Raw genomic sequence first — 20132 nt, forward strand, 5'->3', positions numbered from 1 at the left:
AGCCTCCTTGGTTTTCCTTGAGAGGGAGAATGCGCGGGCAGGGAAGGCCGTTCCGTGCCGAGGATTGTCAAGGCACGCGACCGGTGGCAATGCTCGGAGGAATTTGGGAGCAGAGGAGATCAGCATGACCCCGCACAATCACGCCAAAGAGGGCGACTATGCCGAGGCCGTGCTGCTGCCCGGTGATCCCCTCCGCGCCAAGTGGATTGCCGAGACGTTTTTCGAGAATCCAAGGCTGGTCAATTCGGTGCGCAATTGCCTTGGTTATACCGGCACCTGGAAGGGCAAGCCGATCTCGGTGCAGGCTTCAGGCATGGGTCAGCCCTCGCTCTCGATCTATGTGCATGAGCTGATCAACAATTACGGCGCCAAGACGCTGATCCGTGTCGGCACCTGTGGCGGGCTCAATGCCAAGGTGAAGGTCCGCGACGTCATTCTGGCCCAAGCGGCTTCCACCGACAGTTCCATCGTCAAGGGCCGGTTCGGCGCCTTCAATTTCGCGCCCATCGCCGATTTCGGTCTCTTGCGCTCCGCTGCCGACAAGGCGGATGCCAAGGGGCTAAAATTCCACGCGGGGAATATGCTGTCCTCGGACATTTTCTACCATGCCGACGGCTTTGCCGGTTACGACAAGCTGCCGGACCACGGCGTCATCGGCGTCGAGATGGAAGCGGCGGCGCTCTATACGCTGGCTGCGCGTTTTGGGGTGAAAGCGCTCACCATCTGCACCATGACCGATTGCCTCATCACCCATGAGGAAATCAGCGCCGATGCAAGGCAAACCTCGCTCAAGGACATGGTCGAACTGGCGCTCGATGTGGCGGTGGAAGCATGACGATCGCCGACCGGCTGGCAGGCGCGCTGGACCGGCGCGATGAGGAGCCCAATGTGGCCCTGGCGGTGGAACTGACCGCGTCTGAGAACAAACAGGGCATTGCCGAATTGGTCGAGATCGTGCGCTCGGGCACGGCGCGCCAGCGCAATGATGCGATGAAGGTGCTTTACGAGATCGGGGCGCGCAGCCCCGACCTCATTGGCTACTATTGCCCCGCCTTCATCGATGCGCTCGGCAGCGGCAATAACCGTCAGGTGTGGGGCGCGATGACGGCGCTCGATGCGGTGGCGGAAATCCGCGCCGACGAAATCGCGGCGGAACTGCCCAAGGTGATCGAGGCGGCCGACCGTGGCTCCGTCATCGCCAAGGATCGCTGCACCTCGCTGCTCGTAAAGCTGGCTCGCTCGGGTTATGCGGAAAAGGCTGTGCCCATTCTCGTCGAACGGCTCAAGGACGCGGCGCCGAACCAGTTTCCGACCTATGCCGAGGAAACGGCCAGCGTCATCACGCCGGAAGAAAAGCCGGGTCTTCTGGCCATCATCCGCGAGCGGCTCGACGGCATGATGCAGAAATCCAAGCGCGATCGCATGGAAAAGCTGCTGCGCAAACTCAACGGCTAAGCGCCACTAAAGGAGACCGGGCATGACGCTCGTTGCAAATATTCTCGTGGCGCTGGTCGCCCTGATCCACATCTATATCGTGCTCTTGGAAATGGTCTGGTGGACCAGTCCGCGGGGCCAGAAGGCTTTTGGGCTGACGCCGGAATTTGCCGAGCAGACGAAGGCCCTTGCCGGCAATCAGGGACTTTACAATGGCTTTCTTGCGGCCGGCCTGATCTGGGGGCTCGTGCATCCCGATCCGGCCGTGGCCTGGCAGATCAAGCTCTTCTTCCTCGCCTGCGTCGCGGTGGCCGGGATTTACGGTGCGGCCACGGCCAGCCGGAAGATCCTGCTTGTGCAGACACTGCCGGCGGTGCTGGCGATCTTGGCGCTGGTTTTTGCTTAGAAGCAACGGCGCGTCACCCTCGGGCTTGACCCGAGGGCTCTGTACTTTGCTACGCTGGCAATAAGTGAAGTGTCCTCGGGTCAAGCCCGAGGATGACGTTCGGTGGGTTGATGGCCGGCCTACTTCGACAGCGCTGCCAGCACGTGCACCCAGGAACGGATGCCGCGGTGGAAGCTGTCGAGGTCGTACTTCTCGTTGGGGCTGTGGATCTGGTCGTCCACATGGGCAAAGCCGATGAGCAGTGTGTCGAGGCCGAGGATCGACTTGAATTCGCCGGCAACCGGGATCGAGCCGCCCGAGCCGGTGATCACGGCCTGCTTGCCCCATTCGGCGGAAAGCCCGGACAGCGCCTTGCGCAGGAATTCGCCATCGGCGGGAACCGTGATGGCGGGTGAGCCGCCATGCGGGATGAATTCGACCGAGCAATCGGCCGGGATCATCTTTTCGACATGGGCACGGAAAGCGGCGCGGATCTTTTTCGGGTCCATGCCCGAAACCAGGCGGAACGAGATTTTCGCCGACGCCTTGGCCGGGATGACGGTCTTAAAACCGTCGCCGGTATAGCCGCCGCTCATGCCGTTGATTTCGCAGGTCGGGCGCGACCAGAGCATTTCGAGCACGCTCCGGCCCTGTTCGCCGGCAGGAACCGAGAGGTCGACACTGCCGAGGAAGGCCTTTTCATCAAAGCCCAGACCCTGCCATTGCGCCTTGAGTTCGGGCGAGATTTCGGCGACGTCGTCATAAAAGCCGGGAAGCGTCACCGAGCCATCCGGGGCACGGAGGCTGGCGATGATTTCGGCGACCACCTGGTTGGGATTGCGCGCCGCATTGCCGAACATGCCGGAGTGAAGATCCTTGTCCGCCGCGGTGACCACGATTTCGTCGGCGACGAGGCCACGCAGCATGGTGGTGATGGACGGGGTCTGGCGGTCCCACATGTCGGTGTCGCAGACGAGCGCAATGTCGGCCTTCAGCTCCTCGGCATTGTCGCGCATGAAGGGCGGCAGGTTCTTGCCGCCGGATTCTTCTTCGCCTTCGAGCATCAGCGAAACTTTTACCGGCAGGCTGCCGGTGACGGCCTTATAGGCGCGGCAGGCCTCGATGAAGGTCAGCATCTGGCCCTTGTCGTCGGAAGCGCCGCGGGCGACGATGATCTTGCGGCCCGAGGCGTCTTCCCTGATCTGCGGATCGAAGGGATCGGAATTCCACAGGTTCAGCGGATCGACCGGCTGCACGTCATAGTGGGCGTAAAACAGCACATGCGGGCCGGCCTGATCCGGGCCGTGGGCGACCACCACTGAGTGGCCCGGGGTCGGGCGGGCGCTGGCATTGAAGCCAAGGCCGTTGAGCTCAGTCGCCAGCCAATCGGCGGCCTTCTGGCACTCGGCCGCAAAAGCGGGGTCGGTCGAGATGGACTTGATGCGCAGCAGGTGAAAGAGCCGATCGAGGCTTTGGTCGAGGCCCGCATCCACATGGGCAAGAACGGCATCGAGTTGGGCTTGGTCGGTCATGGTAAAATCCTGCGGCGTATTCTGGAAATTTGCTGGGCGCACCATGGCGAGCGCAAGCCGGTCTGTCCAGCCTTAGGCATAGGCCAATATTGTCATACTTATCCGCCTGTGCTTAGGTCGCCCGACCATTCGGCAAGGAGCCCAAGGCATGGATCGATCAGGCGGCAGAGCGCGCCATTCCGGCGACCTCATCGCTGCCCTATCGGGCCGCAATCTGGCGCACAACCTGCATTCCGACGTGCTCTGGGACATGGGCTTTGCCATCGTCTCCGGACAATATCCGCAGGGTTCCATCCTGCCGCCCGATACCGAGCTGCTCGACCGGTTCCGCGTGTCGCGCACGGTGCTGCGCGAGGCGCTGAAGACGCTGGCGGCCAAGGGGCTCATTGAAGCGCGGGCGCGCATCGGCACTCGCGTCCTGCCGCGCAATCGCTGGAACCTCTTCGATGCCGACGTGCTGGCCTGGCATTTTGAACTGGGGCCGGAAGTCAGCTTCCTGCAGAGCCTTGCCGAAGTGCGCATCGGTATCGAGATCGAAGCGGCGGCGCTGGCGGCGGAGCGCCGAACCGATGAGCAGGCCAAGCTGCTGATGGCCGCAGTTGACCGCATGGCGGCGGCGCGCACGCCGGAAGATTTTGCCCGGCACGACCTCGAATTCCACAAGGCGGTCGCCGATGCCTCGGGCAATCCCTTCATGGCCTCCATCAGCGCGCTGGTGGAAATGGCCCTGACGGCGGCCTTCACCATTTCCTCGCCAGTCAACGAACCCGAAGCCCTGGTCCAGACGGTCGCGGTGCATCGCGCCATTGCCCAGGCCATTGCCGACAAAAGCCCGCAGGGTGCGCGCGAAGCCATGCGCATTGCCATTGCCGAGGGTTTTGCGCGCGCCGCGGGCCGCATGGAAGGTCTTGGGGCAAAGCCCTAGAGCGAAATGGCGAGTTTTCCCGTCAGCGTGCTGTGAAAGGTTACCCCGCCGCGTGTGAGGGCCTGGGTCAACCGTTCCGCGGTGCGCCGTCGCGCCACCTCGATAACCGGCGCCGTCGCCTCCTCGATCCGCATGATGGTGCTCGCCGACACTCCTGACTGTTCGGCAAGCACGGGAATGGTCCAGCCCAATAGGTTGCGCGCCGCGCGCAGTAGCGGGCCATTGAGCAGTTCTTCGCTGGCCGCCGCGCTCGCCTCAAGCCCGCCGCGCCCCGGCTCGACCAGCGTCGTCAGGCCCAGCCATTCGATGGTTTCCCCGGCCTCGTTGAGGACGGGCTGGCGCACGGTGCGCATGGGCACATATTGACCCGGCGCCCGCTCGACGCGCGCCTCGGTGACGCTGCGTTCGGGGTGATCGAGGCCGGCAAGCACCTGCGCCCGGTCATCCGGATGCACGGACGAAAACCAGCTATCCAAGGTGAAGAGCGCGGTATCTGGCAGGTGGGCATTTTCGGACTGCTTGACCCGTTCGATCACCCGACCATTGGGCGAACTGAACCAGGCAAGGTCCACATCGAGCCGTTCGAGCACCGCCCGCAGGCGTTGACGCATGAGCAAGAGGTTCTTCTTGAGGCTCTCTTCCTCGGTACGGTCGAGCACGCAGATGATCCAGCCCACCGGGCGCCGGGCATCGTCGGCCATGCGCTCAAAACGCATTTCGAGGCGCCGCTCCGTACCATCCTCGCGCAGGATGCGCAGATGACGCTGCGTCGGCAGCGTATCGCGCATCAGCATATGAAAGCTTTCGATGAGACCGGCCCGGTCGTCGGGATGGGTGCGTGCTTCGATAAATTCGATGCCGATTGGCTGGCCCACCTGGTCGAGCGTTCCCGCCAGCACAAGCAGGCCGTCGGAAGGCCTTACCTTTCCGTCGGCGAACGAAAGCGTGAAGAAGCCGACGCCGGCCATGGTTTCAAGCGCCCGCAAAAGCTGGCGCGCCGTCGGCTGATAGGATTTTGTCTGGCCAAGTTCAGGCACAGGAGGCAGTGGTCCCTGCATCACCCGCCCCCCCGAGCGCAAGTTGAAGGTAAGACCGTTCAGGGCGTCAGGAGTAGACAAACCACGCCCCCAAGGTCAAGCGCCGAACGCTTTCCCCGCCTGCCGACTTGACCCCGAACCCGGTTTGGCTCAAAGACCCAGGCAAAGCGAGGTTTTCCGATGGAAAAATTCACCACATTGACGGGTGTCGCGGCGCCGCTGCCGATCATCAATATCGACACCGACATGATCATCCCCAAGCAATACCTGAAGACCATCAAGCGGACCGGCCTCGGCACGGCGCTGTTTTCGGAAATGCGCTATAATGAAGATGGTTCGGAAAATCTCGAATTCGTCCTCAACAAGCCGGCCTATCGCCAGGCCAAGATCGTCATCGCCGGCGACAACTTTGGCTGCGGCTCCTCGCGCGAGCATGCGCCCTGGGCGCTGGCCGATTTCGGCATCCGCTGCGTTATCTCCACCAGCTTTGCCGACATTTTCTACAATAACTGCTTCAAGAACGGTATTTTGCCATTGGTCGTTTCGGCCGAGCAACTGAAGCTTTTGCTGGACGATGCCGATCGCGGCTCGAACGCGACGCTGACCATTGATCTGGAAACCCAGACCATCAAGGGTCCCGATGGCGGCACGCTGCATTTCGACATCGACCCAGCCCGCAAGCACATCCTGCTCGAAGGTCTCGACGATATCGCCGGCACGCTGAAATCCGATCCTGCCATTTCGTCCTTCGAGGGCAAGATGGCCAGCGAGCGCCCTTGGCTCTAGGACCAAAATGGTCGAGATCGCCTATGAACCGGAATTGCAGCCCGAAAGCCGGGCTGCAATTGTTAATGGGCTGATCGCGTTCAACCGCAGCCAGACCCCGGACTTTACCGGCCCGATGGCCAATGTCGGCCTGACGCTGACCGATCCCGAGACAGGCGCAGTCGATGGCGGGCTCACCGCACGCATCACCTTTGGCCGTATGTTCGTGGAACTGCTCTTCGTGCCGGAGCGCCTGCGCGGTCAGGGATTGGGGCGGAAGCTCATGGAGCGCGCCGAAGTCGTTGCGCGCGAACATGGCTGTGGCGGCATCTGGCTCGATACCTACAGTTTTCAGGCCCCCGAATTCTACAAGAAGCTCGGTTACACCGTCTTCGGCGAACTCACCGACTATCCGCCCGGCTCCAGCCGGTATTTCCTCCACAAACAACTGAGCTGATGACCATGGTTCAACGCGTCTCTACCGGTTCGCCCTTTGAAGCGACCTTTGGCTATTCCCGCGCCGTGCGCCACGAGGACACGGTCTATGTGTCTGGGACCACTGGCTACGATTATTCGGTCATGAAGATGCCCGAGGGCGTCGGCGCCCAGGCGAAAAATGCCTTGGCCACCATCGACAAGGCACTCAAGGAAGCCGGCTCCTCGATCGAGGACACGGTTCGCGTCGTCTACTATGTCGGCGACCGTTCCTATGTGGACGAAGTCGTTGCTGCCGTCGGTCCGGTGTTCAAGGATATCCGCCCGGCGGCCTCCATGCTCATCGTTGCGATGATCGAAGAGGGAATGAAGATCGAGATCGAAGTGACTGCCCGCATCGGTGCCGCCAAGAGCTGATTCTTTTGGCGATCAGAAATGCAAAGCAGCGCTCTCGTCGGGAGCGCTGTTTTTTTGTGCCTTTGCCCATGGGCAAAACCTTAGCGGGTGGAAACCATCAAATGGGCCGGGCGCGGCAGCGGCATGGGCGCCACAGTTGTGGGCTTGGCGCCCAGCGACAGGCCCGGGGTAAGCACCATTGGCGTCGGGAAAATCTTGTCGCATTCGTTCATGCCGGTATTGGCGCAGCTCTGGGCATGGTTGCCCTTGTTGCAGGCGGCGATCACCCGGTCGTAACATTCGGGCAGCGACTGCACCCCGGCAAAGGCCTGGACGACACCCACGGTGGTGATGGCGGCGAAAGCGGTCAGGCGGATCAGTTTGAGCATTTTTGGTCTCCTCGTTTGCGCCGGCCCCTCGCCGGCTTCGATGGCCCGCCTTTTGCCCGTCCGGCCTTGAATGCCTCCTGATCCCGCTGTTCACAATGCGTTAACCCCTGAGCCGCCCCTTGCGCAAAAAGCCAAAATAAAGCTATGTGCCGGGCCAAGGTGTACCCACCAGTACGGCGAGGAGTTTTTCCAGAAATGGCCACCCATTCCCTCTTTCTTCTGCCCGGCGACGGCATCGGCACGGAAATCATGGTCGAGATCGAAAAGATCATCGCCTGGACCAATGCCGAAGGCCTGACCGATTTCTCGCTCGACCGCGGCCTTGCCGGCGGCGCGGCCTATGACAAGCACCAGGTCGCCATCACCGATGAAGACGTCGCCAAGGCCAAGGCCGCTGACGCCGTCATCTTCGGCGCCGTGGGTGGCCCCAAGTGGGACAATGTGCCCTATGAGCACCGCCCGGAAGCCGCGCTCCTGCGCCTCCGCAAGGAATTGGCCGTTTTTGCCAACCTGCGCCCGGCCATCTGCTATCCGGCGCTGGCCGAAGCCTCCTCGCTCAAGAAAGAGCTGGTTGAAGGCCTCGATATCCTCATTGTCCGCGAACTGACCGGCGGCGTCTATTTCGGCGAGCCCAAGACTATTACCGACCTCGGCAATGGCCAAAAGCGCGCCGTGGACACCCAGGTCTACGAGACCTACGAAATCGACCGTATCGCCCGCGTCGCCTTCGACCTTGCGCGCACCCGCAAGAACAAGGTGCACTCGGCCGACAAGAAGAACGTCATGAAGTCGGGCGTGCTCTGGGACGAAGTGGTCAAGGGCGTTGCCAAGGATTATGCCGATGTGGAACTCCACCACATCCTCGCCGACAATGCCGCGATGCAGCTCGTGCGTACGCCAAAACAGTTCGACGTCATGGTCACCGATAATCTTTTCGGCGACATTCTTTCGGACGTTGCCGCTATGCTGACCGGTTCGCTTGGCATGCTGCCCTCGGCCTCGCTCGGTGCGCCCGATGCCGCCACCGGCAAGCGCAAGGCCTTTTACGAGCCTGTCCATGGCTCGGCCCCCGACATTGCCGGCAAGGGCATTGCCAACCCCATCGCCATGATCGCCTCGCTGGCCATGGCCCTGCGCTATTCGTTCGGCCAGATCGAACTCGCCACCCGTATCGAAGACGCCATATCGGCCGTCCTCAGCGATGGCCTGCGCACAGGTGACATCGCCCAGGACAACCGCAAGACCGTCGGCACCGAAGAAATGGGTGCGGCGATCCTGGCAAAACTCAAGGTCTGAGGAATCAGCGCTTCGGCCGCGAAAAGATATTGACCACGGCCCCATCGGGATCGCGCAGCAGCATGGAGACATTGCCCCAGGGCATGGTCGCCGGCTGCTGCACGATGGCGTCGGGCTCGATGATAGCCATCTGAGCCCTGACCGCTTCAACATCGCTCACTTCAAGTTCGATCATGGACGAGCGATTGGCGCTCGGCACGATCGCGCCAGCATTGACCCTGTTGATGATGTCCGTGCTGGAAATGGCTAGCGTGCAACCTTCGAGCCTGATTTCGGAAAAGCCAGGAGCCAGGTCGGTCGGGGCAATCCCGGTTAGCCTCGAATAGAAGGCCTTCAAGGCGTCGACATCATTGGTAACGACACGAACAGATGCAAATCTCATACGCATTCCTGTAGCTGGAAGAGCCTGACGGATAGGACTGGCTGCTGCCAAAAGCTGACAGGATAAACAAAAAGCCCCGGTCGCGAGACCGGGGCTTTTGCATGCGCGGGACCAAAAGATCCCCGAAAATTACTCGGCAGCGCCTTCAGCGGCGGCAGCGGCCTTGGCGGCCTTTTCTTCGGCGCGTTCCTTGGCCTTGGTGCCGGGTTCGCCCTTGTTCGGGTTGTTGCGGGCTTCGCGCTTCAGGAGGCCTGCAGCGTCGAGGAAACGCGCAACGCGGTCAGTCGGCTGGGCGCCAACGGAAACCCAGTGCTGGGCGCGTTCGGTGTTGAGCACGACGCGGTTTTCAGCAGTCTTGTCGAGCAGCGGGTTGAAGGTGCCGAGCTTTTCGATGAAGCGGCCATCGCGCGGCGAACGGGCGTCAGCAATGACGATGTGGTAGAACGGGCGCTTCTTGGTGCCAGCGCGGGCAAGGCGGATCTTGAGGGACATCTTTTATTCCTAAGGGTGTCGGTTGAAAGTTCGGGGTTATTTCTTTTTGCCCAGGCCCGGAAGGCCAGGGAAACGGGGAGCGCCGCCGAGACCGGGAAGGCCCGGGCCACCAGCGGATCTCAGAAGCTTGTTGACGTCGGTAGGCAGCTTGTCGGTCATTGGCAGGTCAGCCGAGGGCAGACCCTTCAATTGGTCGGGATTGATGCCGGCCTGACGGGCCATCTGCTCGAGCTGCTTGGGGTCCATCTTGGAAAGATCAGGCATGCCACCGAGCATGCCGCCCATCTTGCCGCCGAACATGCCGGCCAGCGACCCCATGCCGCCCTTGGAAACCTTCTTCATCATATCCGCCATCTGGCGGTGCTGCTTGGAAAGTTTGTTGATTTCAGAGACTTCGACGCCGGCGCCGGCAGCGATACGCTTGCGGCGCGAGGCATTGAGCAGGTCGGGATTGGCCCGCTCTTTCTTGGTCATGGAATTGATGATGGCGATCTGACGGTCGAAGACCTTCTCGTCGACATTGGCGCCGGCCATGGCCTTCTTGATCTGGCCTGCGCCAGGAAGCAAACCCATGAGGCCGCCCATGCCGCCCATCTTCTTCATCTGCAAAAGCTGGGCGCGCAGATCGTCGAGATCGAAGCTCCCCTTCTTGAGCTTTTGCGCCATCTTCTGGGCGTCTTCGGCCGTGACGTGCTCGGCGGCCTTTTCGACGAGCGAAACGATGTCGCCCATGCCCAGGATGCGGTCGGCGATACGCGCGGGATGGAAATCCTCTAGCGCATCCATCTTTTCGCCGACACCGATCAGCTTGATCGGCTTGCCGGTGGCAGCACGCATCGAGAGCGCCGCACCGCCGCGGCCATCGCCATCGACGCGTGTAAGAACGATGCCGGTGACGTCGAGGCGGCTATCGAAGGAGCGGGCGACGTTGATCGCGTCCTGGCCGGTCAAAGCGTCGACGACGAGCAGGATTTCGTGCGGCTTGGCGATCTCCTTGATGGAGACCGTCTCGACCATCAGCTCTTCATCGATATGGGTGCGGCCGGCGGTATCGAGAATGAGAACGTCATAGCCGCCAAGACGGCCTTCGCGCTCGGCGCGGCGGGCGATTTCAACGGGCGTTTCGCTGGCAACGATCGGCAGCGTATCGACGCCGACCTGTTCGCCGAGCACGCGGAGCTGCTCCATGGCAGCCGGGCGGCGCGTATCGAGGGAAGCAAGAAGAACTTTTTTCTTCTGCTTGTCCTTGAGACGCTTGGCGATCTTGGCCGTGGTCGTCGTCTTACCAGAACCCTGCAAACCGACCATGAGCAGGGTGACAGGCGCCGGCGCATTGAGATCGATGGTGACGGCATCGGAGCCGAGCACGGCAACCAGCTCGTCATTGACGATCTTGACGACCTGCTGGCCCGGGGTCACCGAACGGGTGACTTCGGCACCGACAGCGCGCTCGCGGACCTGTTCTACAAAGGCGCGGACAACTTCGAGCGAGACGTCGGCCTCGATCAGCGCCCGGCGGATTTCGCGCATGGCCGCATCGACATCGGCAGCGTTCAGCGCGCCGCGTCCACGAAGACCATCGAAAATTTTGCCAAGCCGGTCGCTTAAGCTCTCAAACATCTTTTAGTCCTTCTCGCTCACGGGCCGCACCACTCAACCACCGACGCGCTAAAACCGCGCTGGTGGCTTCGCTGGCCCTCCGCGGGGGCGCCAAAACGTTGGCGGGGTCCTCGCTTTGCTCGTCCAGTGAGCCATATGGTATTCATGCAAGCAAACGCAAAACCCACCCGCGGGCGCAACGCGCTGGCGGATGTTGGCCTCCGGGATCGTGAAACCCGTAAAGGGGTCCCGGTCGGCTGGTCAGGAGCAAAAGCCTGATGAACGGGCTGCGTTTAGGGGAGTTTTATGAGGGAGTCAAGGAATGAGCGCCCAGCAAGACCTCTTCCAGCCATGATGACGGCAGATGAGACAGTTGCTTTTCTGCGGAAGCGACCGGACATCCGGCTCATCGGCATCGATGGTCTGCCTGTGTCCGGTAAATCAACACTGGCCGAAAGCCTCATCGACGCCTTGGGTGCCAAGGTCATCTATTTCGACGACTTTATCCTGCCCAAGAAGGACTGGCCGGAGCCCACCGAGCCGGGCTTCCCTTTCCTCTATGTGCGATACGAAGAGTTCTTCCACGCTGTCGAAGCATTGGCGACAAGCGGCACCTGCAGCTATCGGCTATACGACTGGGCGAGCGGCACCCTGGGCGGAACAAGGACAGTTGAGGCCGCAGGCGGACTGGTGATCGTCGAAGGCGTCTCGGCGCTTTCCCCACGCATCTCTGCTCTCTACGATCTCCGCATCTGGGTCGAGAGCGACGCGAAAACGACGCTCGCCGCCGCCCTGGCCCGCGGAGTGGGACCTGGGAGCGGGAATGGCGAGAGTTTTTCATGCCCAGCGTTGAGCGCTATCTCGAAACGAAACCGCAAGAACGCGCGGATATTGTCGTTGCCGGGCGCGGCGCCTAGAGCCAGCCATGCACTGGCAATTTGAAGTTCGATCCGCCATATAGGGCAGAGACAAGCAGATAGGCACCGCTTTGAGCAACGCACCCTTTCTCAAGATGAACGGGCTGGGCAACCAGATCATCGTGGCCGACATGCGCGGCCGCCGGGATCGCGTCACGCCTGAAGCTGCCATCGCTATCAATGCACGCGCCGAGACCAAGTTCGACCAGATCATGGCCATCCATGACTCTCGTACGCCGGGCACGGCCAACTATATCGAAATCATCAATTCAGACGGTTCGCGCGCCCAAGCCTGCGGCAATGGCATGCGCTGCGTGGTGCAGAGCCTTTCCGTCGAGCAGGGCCGCCAGCGGTTCACCTTTGAAACCGTAGCCGGAATTCTCTTTGGAGAAGAGGCCGAAGACGGGCTGATCACCGTCGACATGGGTACGCCCAAGTTTGCCTGGTACGAAATTCCGCTCAGTGAAGAATTTGCCGATACCCGCGCCGTCGAACTGCAGATCGGGCCCATCGATGCGCCCGTGCTGCATTCGCCCTCGGTTGCCTCGATGGGCAATCCGCACGCAACGTTCTGGGTCAAGGACGATGTCTGGTCCTATGCACTCGATCGCTTTGGGCCGCTCCTCGAAAACCATCCGCTCTTCCCCGAGCGCGCCAATATCTCCATTGCCAATGTCGCTGCGCCCGACCGCATCATTCTGCGCACCTGGGAGCGTGGCGCGGGGCTCACGGAGGCTTGTGGCACCGCGGCATGCGCTGCCCTCGTCAATGGCGCCCGTACCCGCCGCACGGCTCGCAAGGCCACGGTGATCGTGCCGGGCGGCGATCTCGTGGTCGAATGGCAGGCCGATGATCATGTCACCCTGACCGGCCCTGCCGAGTTCGAATGGCGCGGCGAGTTCGATCCCGCAACGGGCGCCTGGACGCGCGCCGAGGCGGCCTGATGGCGGTTCGCACCCTAACTTTCGGCTGTCGTCTCAATGCCTATGAAGGCGAAGTGATGAAGGCCGAGGCCGAAAAGGCCGGGCTGGAAGACGCCATCATCATCAATACCTGCGCAGTAACGCAGGAAGCCGTCACCCAGGCCCGTAAGGCCGTGCGCAAGGCGCGGCGCGAAAATCCGCAAAGCCGCATCATCGTCACCGGTTGCGCCGCCCAGACCGAGGCGCGCTCTTTTGGCGATATGGAAGAAGTCGACCTCGTTATCGGCAATGCGGACAAGCTTAAGGCTGCAAGCTATCTTCCGATGACCTTTGGCGTGCCCCTTAACGACAAGGTGCAGGTCAACGACATCATGAGCGTGCGGGAAACCGCCGGCCATCTCATCGAGGGCATGGACGCCCACACGCGCGCCTTCGTGCAGGTGCAAAACGGCTGCGATCACCGCTGCACCTTTTGCATCATCCCATTCGGCCGTGGCCCCTCGCGCTCGGTGCCCATGGGCCTGGTCGTCGAGCAGATCAAGAAACTGGTCGCCAATGGCTATCGGGAGATCGTGCTTACCGGCGTCGATATCACCTCCTATGGTCCCGACCTGCCGGGCGCCCCGACGCTGGGTCTTCTCACCCAGGCCATCCTGAAACATGTGCCGGACCTGCCGCGGCTACGCATTTCCTCGATCGACTCCATCGAGGCCGATGCCGCTCTTTACGAGGCCGCCGCCGATCCCCGACTGATGCCGCATCTGCATCTGTCGCTGCAATCGGGCGACGATCTCATCCTCAAGCGCATGAAGCGCCGGCATCTGCGCGACGATGCGCTTGGCGTCGTCGCAAAGCTGCGCGCCATAAGGCCGAACATGGTTTTCGGCGCCGACATCATTGCCGGTTTCCCGACCGAGACCGACGAGATGTTCGAGAACACGCTGCGCTTTATCGGCGAGGCAGGGATTACCTATATCCACGCCTTCCCCTATTCGCCGCGTCCCGGCACGCCCGCAGCGCGCATGCCGCAGGTGAGCAAGGCGATTGCCCGTGAGCGCGCTGGACGTCTGCGCGCCGAGGGCGAAAAGCAGTTTGCGGCATTGTGCGATACGCGTCTTGGCCGCATTGAAAATGTGCTGATGGAGCGGGGCGGCCTTGGTCGCACCGAACAATTCGTGCCGGTGAGCGTTGCCGGTATGGAGCCAGGCGAGCTTGCTGCCGTCGTGACCACGGGTCGTGGCCCGGACGGGCTGAGGGGCGAAAAACTACGGGTTGCGGCCTGAGGGCGGCGAGGGAAAGACCAAGACTATGACCGACAAGAAACCCGGCTTTTTCCAGCGCCTCTTTGGCAATCAGCCGGCCCCGGTGCCGCCGGTTCCGCCCGAGGCTCTGCCCGAGACCCCGGCCGTAGTGCCGGAGCCGGTTGCTCCCACCCCCGAACCTGTTCCCGAGCCGGTCCAGCAGCCTGAGCCCGTTGATGCGCCGCCGCCTCCGGGCCCGCCGGAGACGACGCCTGACTATATCGAAGCGGTGGAAGACCACTTCGTCACGCCGCCCGCCGTCGTTGCCGCTCCGGCGCAACGCCAGAGCTGGTTCTCGCGCCTGACCTCGGGCCTCAAACGCTCGTCGGACAATCTCACCAGCTCGATCACGTCGGTCTTCACCAAGCGCAAGCTCGATGCGGCGACGCTGGATGAGCTGGAAGACGTGCTCATTCAGGCCGATCTCGGTCTCGAGACGGCCATGTCCATCACCGAGACCCTGCGGCGCGATCGCTTTGACCGCGAAGTGTCGGACAGCGAAGTACGCGCCGTGCTGGCGACCGAGGTCGAAAAGGTGCTCGGCCCTGTCGCACTGCCGCTCACGGTGGATACCGACAAGAAGCCGTTCATCATCCTGATGATCGGGGTCAATGGCTCGGGCAAGACCACAACCATCGGCAAACTAGCGCAAAAGTTCGCAGCCGAAGGAAAATCCGTCATGTTGGCCGCCGGCGATACATTCCGCGCTGCCGCCATCGAGCAGTTGCAGGTCTGGGGTAAGCGCACTGGCGCGCCGGTGATTTCAAAGCCCGCCGGCTCCGACGCTTCTGGCCTTGCCTTCGATGCTGTTACCCAGGCCAAAGCCGAGGGTCGCGATGTCCTCATCATCGACACCGCCGGCCGTCTCCAAAACCGCGACGAACTGATGGACGAACTCGAAAAGGTCATTCGCGTCATCAAGAAGGTCGAGCCTTCCGCGCCGCATGCAACGCTGCTGACGCTTGATGCGACGACGGGCCAGAACGCCCTGAAACAGGTCGAGATTTTCGGCAAGCGCGCCGGGGTGACCGGCCTCGTCATGACCAAGCTCGACGGCACCGCCCGCGGCGGCATTCTGGTCGCCATCGCCAAGAAGTTTGGCCTGCCGGTGCACTTCATCGGCGTCGGCGAGGGCGTGGACGATCTCGAACCATTTGAAGCCAAGGATTTTGCCAGCGCAATTGCCGGGCAAGGCTGAGGTTTCGGCCCAAATCTAACCACTCTTACTGGCTATTCGGCTTGCATCAGGTGGCGCATGCCATCACATTGGCAGGGTACGCCATGGAACGATCAATGACCGACAAAGCCGAAGCAGACGTCAATTGGGACGAACTGCGCCCGCAGATCACAAAGCTTGCCCTCGAACTAGGACCGTTGGTGGTGTTCTTCATCGCCAATGCGCGCGCCGACATTTTCGTCGCGACCGCCTGGTTCATGGGCGCCATGGTCGTGTCGCTGCTGCTCTCCTGGCTGATCCTGAAAAAGGTCGCCGTCATGCCGCTGGTTACAGGCGTCGTGGTGCTGGTCTTTGGTGGCCTGACGCTATGGCTGCAGGACGACACGTTCATCAAGATCAAGCCGACCATCACCAATGTGCTGTTCGGCTCGGTGCTGCTCGGCGGCCTGCTTTTTGGCCAATCGCTGCTGAAATATGTCTTCGGTGAAGTCTATAAGCTGCGCCCGGAGGGCTGGTGGCGCCTCACGCTCAACTGGGGCATTTTCTTCTTCGTGCTCGCCGTGATCAACGAAGTGCTCTGGCGCAATTTTTCGACCGAGATCTGGATCGCCTTCAAGGTCTGGGGCGTCATGCCGCTGACGGTGCTGTTCTCGATGAGCCAGTTGCCGCTGCTGAGCAAGTATGCTCCGCCCAGCGAGCCGCCATCTCCGCCCAATATCGTGGTCGAGAGCTAACCGGAAAATCCCCGCTATGTCGGGGATTTTTTATGGTCGCTCCAACTTCATTTCTGTCGTCGCCACCGGGCTTGTCCCGGTGGTCCATGCCTCGGCAAGGGTGGATTGCCGGGACAGGCCCGGCAATGACGATGGGGAGAAGGCCGGTTAACTAGACGGCAGCAACTGCGGCGACCGGTCCAAAAAGTCCGATGACAACGCCCTGGATGACCAGCACGCCGAGCACATGGGCGCTGTCGATCAGGGTGAGGGACCATTTCATGCCCTCGTAGCGGTGGTTCATGATCATCACCGTGAGCACGAAGCCGAACCAGCAGAGAAAGCCGGTCATGGCGCCGGCGCCGACATCCACCGTGCCCATCAGGGCCGGGGTGAAGACGGCGATGAAATAGGCCATGACGAGTTCGACAGCCACCGACCAGATGAACGGCGTATAGCCGGGATCAAGCTGGTCCCTGGTCTTGCCGAGGGCGACCATCCACTGCTTGGACAGGCTCATGTACCAGACCGCACCAAAGGCGAAGCTGGCGACGGTAGCCAGCACGATAGCCAGCCAATTGACGGCAAGAAACGACATGGACTTCCCCCGAAAGCGCTGGATGCGCCGGAGGTAATCTATGCCTTTCCCGATCCATAGGGAACGCGGTCAGTCTTCCGCGTCGGCACGGGCTTCGATCTCTTCCATGTCGTCGTCGGAAAACCCAAAGTGGTGGCCGAGTTCGTGGATGAGAACATGGGTGACGACTTCGCCGAGCGTGTTGTCGTCGTTCTCGGCCCAATAGTCGAGGATGGCGCGGCGATAGAGGAAGACCGTGTTGGGCATCTGCCCGGTCTGCGGCACGGCACCGTCTTCGGTAAGGCCGATGCCGGTGAAAAGGCCCATCAGCTCGAAGGGGCTTTCCATCTCGAAATGTTCGAGCACGTCGTCTTCGGCGAATTCGGCCACCGTGCAAGTGACGTCGGCCGCGAGCGACTTGAACGGCTCGGGGAGTTCGGCCAGGGCCTTGCTGGCCATGGCCTCGATGTCATCGAGGGTCGGGGCATGAAACCCCGACCAATCGGTGCCTTTTACTTCCACTCGCGGATATCGACGAAGTGGCCGGCAATGGCGGCTGCGGCAGCCATGGCGGGGGAAACGAGGTGCGTACGACCCTTGAAACCCTGGCGACCCTCAAAATTGCGGTTCGAGGTCGAAGCGCAGCGTTCTTCGGGCTTGAGCTTGTCGGGGTTCATGGCGAGGCACATGGAGCAGCCCGGTTCGCGCCATTCAAAGCCGGCATTCTTGAAGATCACGTCGAGACCTTCTTCTTCGGCCTGCGCCTTCACGAGACCCGAGCCCGGCACGATCATGGCCGAGACGTGGCTCGCGACCTTGCCACCGCCGATAACGGCAGCGGCAGCGCGCAGATCTTCGATACGGCCATTGGTGCAGGAGCCGACAAAAACGCGATCGATCTTGATATCGGTGATCGGGGTACCAGGCTTGAGGCCCATATAGTCGAGGGCACGCCACTTGGAAGCGCGCTTGGTCTCGTCCTGGATATCATCCGGGTTCGGCACAACGCCCTGTACCGAGATGACGTCTTCCGGCGACGAACCCCAGGAAACGATCGGCGGCAGCTTGGCGGCGTCGAGGATGACGACCTTGTCGTAATGCGCGCCATCGTCGGAATAGAGCGTCTTCCAGTAGTCGACGGCCATGTCAAAAGCTTCGCCCTTGGGCGCGCGCGGACGATCCTTTACATAGGCAAAGGTGGTCTCGTCAGGCGCGATCAGGCCAGCGCGGGCGCCGCCTTCGATGGTCATGTTGCAGACCGTCATGCGGCCTTCCATCGAGAGCGAACGGATGGCTTCGCCGGCAAACTCGATCACGTGGCCATTGCCGCCAGCCGTGCCGATTTCGCCGATGATGGCGAGGATGATGTCCTTGGCGGTAACGCCGGGCGGCAGCTGACCATCAACACGTACCAGCATGTTCTTGGCCTTCTGCTGGATCAGCGTCTGGGTGGCCAGAACGTGTTCCACTTCGGAGGTGCCAATGCCGTGGGCCAGTGCGCCGAAGGCACCGTGGGTCGAGGTGTGCGAGTCGCCGCAAACGATGGTCATGCCCGGCAAGGTAAAACCCTGTTCGGGGCCAACGATATGCACGACGCCCTGACGCTTGTCGAAGGGGTCGTAATATTCGATGCCGAAATCGCGGGTGTTTTCGGCCAGCGTCTCGATCTGGATCGCGCTTTCCGGGTCGGGATTGGGCAGCGAACGGTCGGTGGTCGGAACGTTGTGGTCGACCACGGCCAGCGTGCGCTCGGGATGGCGGACTTTGCGACCGTTCATGCGCAGACCTTCAAAGGCCTGCGGGCTCGTCACTTCGTGCACGAGGTGACGGTCGATATAGAGAAGGCTCGTGCCGTCCGGATTGTTCTGAACCAGATGGTCGTCCCAGATCTTGTCGTAGAGCGTGCGGGCCTTGGTCATTCGTCTTGTTCCGAGGGGCAGGAATGGAAGTTTGGATTGGTTCTAAGCCCAGAGAGGCTTTTGGGTCAAGAAGAACCGTACTCGCGGGTACGCTCTTGCGGAAATCAGTTTGCCGGGGCGTCGCGCAGGCGGCCAACGGCGAGAGCGCCCAAAAGGCTCGTATCGAGGCCGATGCGGTAACGGCACCAGAGGGCTATGGCGATCTGCGCCAGGATGCGAGCCCCCATATTGACCGCGGCGACACCGACGATGCCCCAGATCGGGATCACGGCGATTTGCACGAGAAAGCCGATACCCATGATGGCGCCGAAGATGCCGACATAGGCTCGCTCGTGGCCGGTCATCATCATGACGATCTTCGAGGGACCAGTGACGGCGTCGAACAGCAGGCCAAAGGCGAGGAGCAGCAGTACCAGCGTGCCCTCGGCATAGGCGGGGCCGAAGAGCGACAGGATGAACTCGCCGAAGAACAGGAAGAGGGCAAAGATCACGAGCGAGAAGACAAAACCGGCCCAGGCGCAGAGGGCGGTGATGGCTTGGGCTTTTCGCATCGCGCCAGAGTGGTAGTGCTCGGCAACCATAGGTGCGATCACCAGCTCGATAGCGAAGGTGAAAAGCGTCATCAGGCCTGCGGTGCGGAAGGCGTTGAAATAGAGGCCGGAGCTTTCAAGGTCGAGCATCAGACCGACGAGGATGACGTCGGCATTGAGCGTAAAGGTTTCGATCAGCGCCCCAAGCAGCAGCCAATTGCTGAGGCTGCCCCAGCGCTGCCAATGGGGGCGCACGGGGGCGAGGCGCGGGAGGATGGTGTAGTTGCGCTTGAGCGCCACGCTCATCTGTAGGATCAGCGCGCCGATTAACAGCGCGGCTGACAAGGTCAAGGCATCGGGACCGCTGAGCACAATGCCCACGGCAAAAAGCGCTATGACGGCAGCCGGCAGCGCCAGGCGCCAGACGATGTCGCGTGGCAAAAGAGCCGTCCAGAGCGATCCCTGGGCCCGCAGCACCGAGGAATTGTACTCGGCCAGCGCCATGGGGAGGATCAGGAAAGCAGCGCCGATGAAATGATTGATGGTTTCGCGCGGCGGCAAAAAGGGAATGCTGGCGACGGCGAGGACGCAGAGGAGACCCGCAAGGATCAGGCTGGCGCCGATGGTGATGGCCGAGCCGGCAGCGACTACGGCATCAGCGTCGCTGTTTTCGCCTTTGCCGCGCAATTGCGGCCAAAGACGCAGCACGGCGGTCGACTGGCCCATGCCGGCCAAAATGGCGAGCACGGTTGCCAGCGCCAGGCCAAAGGCAAAATGGCCATATTCGCTCTCGGTCTGGGTGCGCGAGAGGACGACATAGGTGATGTAGGTGAGGCCGGCGGTCGCGACCTTGATGCCGAGCGAGCCCACCGAGCGCAGAAAGCCGGTGGAGAGCAGGGCAGAAAGATCTGACGGAACAGCCAGCCGCATAAAGGGTCCTCATGCCGGCCGAAATGCCGAGCGGGCAGAGAGTGCCAGAACCCTGTCAAGAAGGTCTTACCGTGAGGG

At 61.9% G+C, this 20132-nt stretch carries 23 protein-coding genes; 13 read left to right on the top strand and 10 right to left on the bottom strand.

The genetic code is table 11. The annotated features are described in order from the left end of the window. The first annotated feature begins 124 nt into the window (after nucleotides 1-124). Genes deoD through JP75_RS16260 form a run of 3 tightly spaced genes read left to right on the top strand, consistent with a single transcriptional unit; the run spans nucleotide 125 to nucleotide 1840 of the window. On the top strand, nucleotides 125-835 hold the full coding sequence (deoD, locus tag JP75_RS16250; RefSeq protein WP_035084921.1) for a purine-nucleoside phosphorylase: 711 nt from the start codon (nucleotides 125-127) through the stop codon (nucleotides 833-835). Further along, a complete protein-coding gene (locus JP75_RS16255; RefSeq protein WP_051960795.1) occupies nucleotides 832-1455 on the top strand; it encodes a hypothetical protein in 624 nt (207 codons plus the stop codon). Before deoD ends, JP75_RS16255 begins: the two co-directional genes overlap by 4 nt. 22 nt (nucleotides 1456-1477) lie before the next feature. After that, nucleotides 1478-1840: a DUF1304 domain-containing protein gene (locus JP75_RS16260; RefSeq protein WP_035084923.1), complete on the top strand. Its 363-nt coding sequence runs from the start codon at nucleotides 1478-1480 to the stop codon at nucleotides 1838-1840. Between the two features lie 119 nt (nucleotides 1841-1959). Here the strand turns inward: JP75_RS16260 and JP75_RS16265 are convergent, their stop codons facing one another. Beyond that, nucleotides 1960-3351: a M20/M25/M40 family metallo-hydrolase gene (locus JP75_RS16265; protein WP_035085198.1), complete on the bottom strand. Its 1392-nt coding sequence runs from the start codon at nucleotides 3349-3351 to the stop codon at nucleotides 1960-1962. Between the two features lie 148 nt (nucleotides 3352-3499). Here JP75_RS16265 and JP75_RS16270 point away from each other — a divergent pair, with 148 nt between their 5' ends. Beyond that, complete coding sequence (locus JP75_RS16270) at nucleotides 3500-4276, top strand: FadR/GntR family transcriptional regulator (protein ID WP_084587728.1); 777 nt, start codon at nucleotides 3500-3502, stop codon at nucleotides 4274-4276. Here JP75_RS16270 and JP75_RS16275 read toward each other — a convergent pair. Continuing rightward, a complete protein-coding gene (locus JP75_RS16275; RefSeq protein WP_152565876.1) occupies nucleotides 4273-5334 on the bottom strand; it encodes a helix-turn-helix domain-containing protein in 1062 nt (353 codons plus the stop codon). The two genes, JP75_RS16270 and JP75_RS16275, sit on opposite strands and share 4 nt — an antisense overlap. A 159-nt stretch (nucleotides 5335-5493) precedes the next feature. On the opposite strand from JP75_RS16275, the gene leuD reads away from it, so the two are divergent. The 3 genes from leuD to JP75_RS16290 are packed head-to-tail and all read left to right on the top strand — an operon-like array spanning nucleotide 5494 to nucleotide 6930. Continuing rightward, the gene (gene leuD, locus JP75_RS16280) at nucleotides 5494-6099 is read left to right on the top strand and encodes a 3-isopropylmalate dehydratase small subunit (RefSeq protein WP_035084927.1); all 606 of its coding nucleotides are present in this window, start codon (nucleotides 5494-5496) and stop codon (nucleotides 6097-6099) included. Between the two features lie 7 nt (nucleotides 6100-6106). After that, nucleotides 6107-6535, top strand: coding sequence for a GNAT family N-acetyltransferase (locus JP75_RS16285; RefSeq protein ID WP_051960796.1), 429 nt, complete (start codon nucleotides 6107-6109; stop codon nucleotides 6533-6535). Continuing rightward, a complete protein-coding gene (locus JP75_RS16290) occupies nucleotides 6535-6930 on the top strand; it encodes a RidA family protein (protein WP_341872288.1) in 396 nt (131 codons plus the stop codon). Before JP75_RS16285 ends, JP75_RS16290 begins: the two co-directional genes overlap by 1 nt. Nucleotides 6931-7010: 80 nt before the next feature. Here JP75_RS16290 and JP75_RS16295 read toward each other — a convergent pair whose 3' ends face one another. Then, nucleotides 7011-7298, bottom strand: coding sequence for a hypothetical protein (locus tag JP75_RS16295; protein ID WP_035084930.1), 288 nt, complete (start codon nucleotides 7296-7298; stop codon nucleotides 7011-7013). Nucleotides 7299-7493: 195 nt separating this feature from the next. On the opposite strand from JP75_RS16295, the gene leuB reads away from it, so the two are divergent. Further along, nucleotides 7494-8594: a 3-isopropylmalate dehydrogenase gene (gene leuB, locus JP75_RS16300; RefSeq protein ID WP_035084932.1), complete on the top strand. Its 1101-nt coding sequence runs from the start codon at nucleotides 7494-7496 to the stop codon at nucleotides 8592-8594. 4 nt (nucleotides 8595-8598) lie between these two features. Here the strand turns inward: leuB and JP75_RS16305 are convergent, their stop codons facing one another. The 3 genes from JP75_RS16305 to ffh all read right to left on the bottom strand — a co-directional run bounded on the left by JP75_RS16305 (nucleotide 8599) and on the right by ffh (nucleotide 11088). Then, complete coding sequence (locus tag JP75_RS16305; protein ID WP_035084934.1) at nucleotides 8599-8976, bottom strand: VOC family protein; 378 nt, start codon at nucleotides 8974-8976, stop codon at nucleotides 8599-8601. Between the two features lie 129 nt (nucleotides 8977-9105). Next, nucleotides 9106-9468 (bottom strand): 30S ribosomal protein S16, encoded by a 363-nt coding sequence (gene rpsP / locus JP75_RS16310; RefSeq protein WP_035084937.1) that lies wholly within the window; start codon nucleotides 9466-9468, stop codon nucleotides 9106-9108. 36 nt (nucleotides 9469-9504) lie between these two features. Next, a complete protein-coding gene (ffh, locus tag JP75_RS16315) occupies nucleotides 9505-11088 on the bottom strand; it encodes a signal recognition particle protein (RefSeq protein WP_035084940.1) in 1584 nt (527 codons plus the stop codon). 330 nt (nucleotides 11089-11418) lie between these two features. On the opposite strand from ffh, the gene JP75_RS16320 reads away from it, so the two are divergent. From JP75_RS16320 to JP75_RS16340, 5 genes are all read left to right on the top strand, one after another. Beyond that, complete coding sequence (locus JP75_RS16320) at nucleotides 11419-12009, top strand: uridine kinase family protein (protein WP_035084943.1); 591 nt, start codon at nucleotides 11419-11421, stop codon at nucleotides 12007-12009. A 70-nt stretch (nucleotides 12010-12079) separates the two neighbouring features. Beyond that, a complete protein-coding gene (dapF, locus tag JP75_RS16325) occupies nucleotides 12080-12928 on the top strand; it encodes a diaminopimelate epimerase (RefSeq protein ID WP_035085206.1) in 849 nt (282 codons plus the stop codon). Further along, nucleotides 12928-14190, top strand: a complete 1263-nt coding sequence (gene mtaB, locus JP75_RS16330; protein ID WP_035084946.1) for a tRNA (N(6)-L-threonylcarbamoyladenosine(37)-C(2))-methylthiotransferase MtaB — start codon at nucleotides 12928-12930, stop codon at nucleotides 14188-14190. Before dapF ends, mtaB begins: the two co-directional genes overlap by 1 nt. A 25-nt stretch (nucleotides 14191-14215) precedes the next feature. Then, entirely contained in the window at nucleotides 14216-15406 is a 1191-nt protein-coding gene (ftsY, locus tag JP75_RS16335) for a signal recognition particle-docking protein FtsY (protein WP_035084949.1), read from the top strand. Nucleotides 15407-15489: 83 nt separating this feature from the next. Further along, entirely contained in the window at nucleotides 15490-16119 is a 630-nt protein-coding gene (locus tag JP75_RS16340) for a septation protein A (protein ID WP_035084951.1), read from the top strand. Between the two features lie 151 nt (nucleotides 16120-16270). Here JP75_RS16340 and JP75_RS16345 read toward each other — a convergent pair whose 3' ends face one another. From JP75_RS16345 to JP75_RS16360, 4 genes are all read right to left on the bottom strand, one after another. Further along, on the bottom strand, nucleotides 16271-16696 hold the full coding sequence (locus JP75_RS16345) for a DUF1761 domain-containing protein (protein ID WP_035084953.1): 426 nt from the start codon (nucleotides 16694-16696) through the stop codon (nucleotides 16271-16273). Nucleotides 16697-16765: 69 nt separating this feature from the next. Then, on the bottom strand, nucleotides 16766-17197 hold the full coding sequence (locus tag JP75_RS16350; protein WP_035084956.1) for a metallopeptidase family protein: 432 nt from the start codon (nucleotides 17195-17197) through the stop codon (nucleotides 16766-16768). Beyond that, a complete protein-coding gene (gene leuC / locus JP75_RS16355; protein WP_035084959.1) occupies nucleotides 17188-18594 on the bottom strand; it encodes a 3-isopropylmalate dehydratase large subunit in 1407 nt (468 codons plus the stop codon). Before leuC ends, JP75_RS16350 begins: the two co-directional genes overlap by 10 nt. A 104-nt stretch (nucleotides 18595-18698) precedes the next feature. Further along, the gene (locus tag JP75_RS16360) at nucleotides 18699-20054 is read right to left on the bottom strand and encodes an oligosaccharide flippase family protein (protein WP_035084961.1); all 1356 of its coding nucleotides are present in this window, start codon (nucleotides 20052-20054) and stop codon (nucleotides 18699-18701) included. Between the last annotated feature and the right edge of the window lie 78 nt (nucleotides 20055-20132).

It is taken from the genome of Devosia riboflavina (assembly GCF_000743575.1).
Taxonomy (GTDB): Bacteria; Pseudomonadota; Alphaproteobacteria; order Rhizobiales; family Devosiaceae; genus Devosia; species Devosia riboflavina.

Coding starts and splice junctions, on each gene's coding strand:
- JP75_RS16290 (WP_341872288.1), top strand. CDS start 6,535: ATGACCATGGTTCAACGCGTCTCTACCGGTTCGCCCTTTGAAGCGACC.
- JP75_RS16320 (WP_035084943.1), top strand. CDS start 11,419: ATGATGACGGCAGATGAGACAGTTGCTTTTCTGCGGAAGCGACCGGAC.
- JP75_RS16360 (WP_035084961.1), bottom strand. CDS start 20,054: ATGCGGCTGGCTGTTCCGTCAGATCTTTCTGCCCTGCTCTCCACCGGC.
- rpsP (WP_035084937.1), bottom strand. CDS start 9,468: ATGTCCCTCAAGATCCGCCTTGCCCGCGCTGGCACCAAGAAGCGCCCG.
- leuD (WP_035084927.1), top strand. CDS start 5,494: ATGGAAAAATTCACCACATTGACGGGTGTCGCGGCGCCGCTGCCGATC.
- ffh (WP_035084940.1), bottom strand. CDS start 11,088: ATGTTTGAGAGCTTAAGCGACCGGCTTGGCAAAATTTTCGATGGTCTT.
- JP75_RS16345 (WP_035084953.1), bottom strand. CDS start 16,696: ATGTCGTTTCTTGCCGTCAATTGGCTGGCTATCGTGCTGGCTACCGTC.
- JP75_RS16295 (WP_035084930.1), bottom strand. CDS start 7,298: ATGCTCAAACTGATCCGCCTGACCGCTTTCGCCGCCATCACCACCGTG.
- deoD (WP_035084921.1), top strand. CDS start 125: ATGACCCCGCACAATCACGCCAAAGAGGGCGACTATGCCGAGGCCGTG.
- mtaB (WP_035084946.1), top strand. CDS start 12,928: ATGGCGGTTCGCACCCTAACTTTCGGCTGTCGTCTCAATGCCTATGAA.
- JP75_RS16260 (WP_035084923.1), top strand. CDS start 1,478: ATGACGCTCGTTGCAAATATTCTCGTGGCGCTGGTCGCCCTGATCCAC.
- JP75_RS16305 (WP_035084934.1), bottom strand. CDS start 8,976: ATGAGATTTGCATCTGTTCGTGTCGTTACCAATGATGTCGACGCCTTG.
- JP75_RS16255 (WP_051960795.1), top strand. CDS start 832: ATGACGATCGCCGACCGGCTGGCAGGCGCGCTGGACCGGCGCGATGAG.
- JP75_RS16340 (WP_035084951.1), top strand. CDS start 15,490: ATGGAACGATCAATGACCGACAAAGCCGAAGCAGACGTCAATTGGGAC.
- JP75_RS16275 (WP_152565876.1), bottom strand. CDS start 5,334: ATGCAGGGACCACTGCCTCCTGTGCCTGAACTTGGCCAGACAAAATCC.
- JP75_RS16285 (WP_051960796.1), top strand. CDS start 6,107: ATGGTCGAGATCGCCTATGAACCGGAATTGCAGCCCGAAAGCCGGGCT.
- JP75_RS16270 (WP_084587728.1), top strand. CDS start 3,500: ATGGATCGATCAGGCGGCAGAGCGCGCCATTCCGGCGACCTCATCGCT.
- ftsY (WP_035084949.1), top strand. CDS start 14,216: ATGACCGACAAGAAACCCGGCTTTTTCCAGCGCCTCTTTGGCAATCAG.
- dapF (WP_035085206.1), top strand. CDS start 12,080: ATGAACGGGCTGGGCAACCAGATCATCGTGGCCGACATGCGCGGCCGC.
- JP75_RS16265 (WP_035085198.1), bottom strand. CDS start 3,351: ATGACCGACCAAGCCCAACTCGATGCCGTTCTTGCCCATGTGGATGCG.
- leuB (WP_035084932.1), top strand. CDS start 7,494: ATGGCCACCCATTCCCTCTTTCTTCTGCCCGGCGACGGCATCGGCACG.
- leuC (WP_035084959.1), bottom strand. CDS start 18,594: ATGACCAAGGCCCGCACGCTCTACGACAAGATCTGGGACGACCATCTG.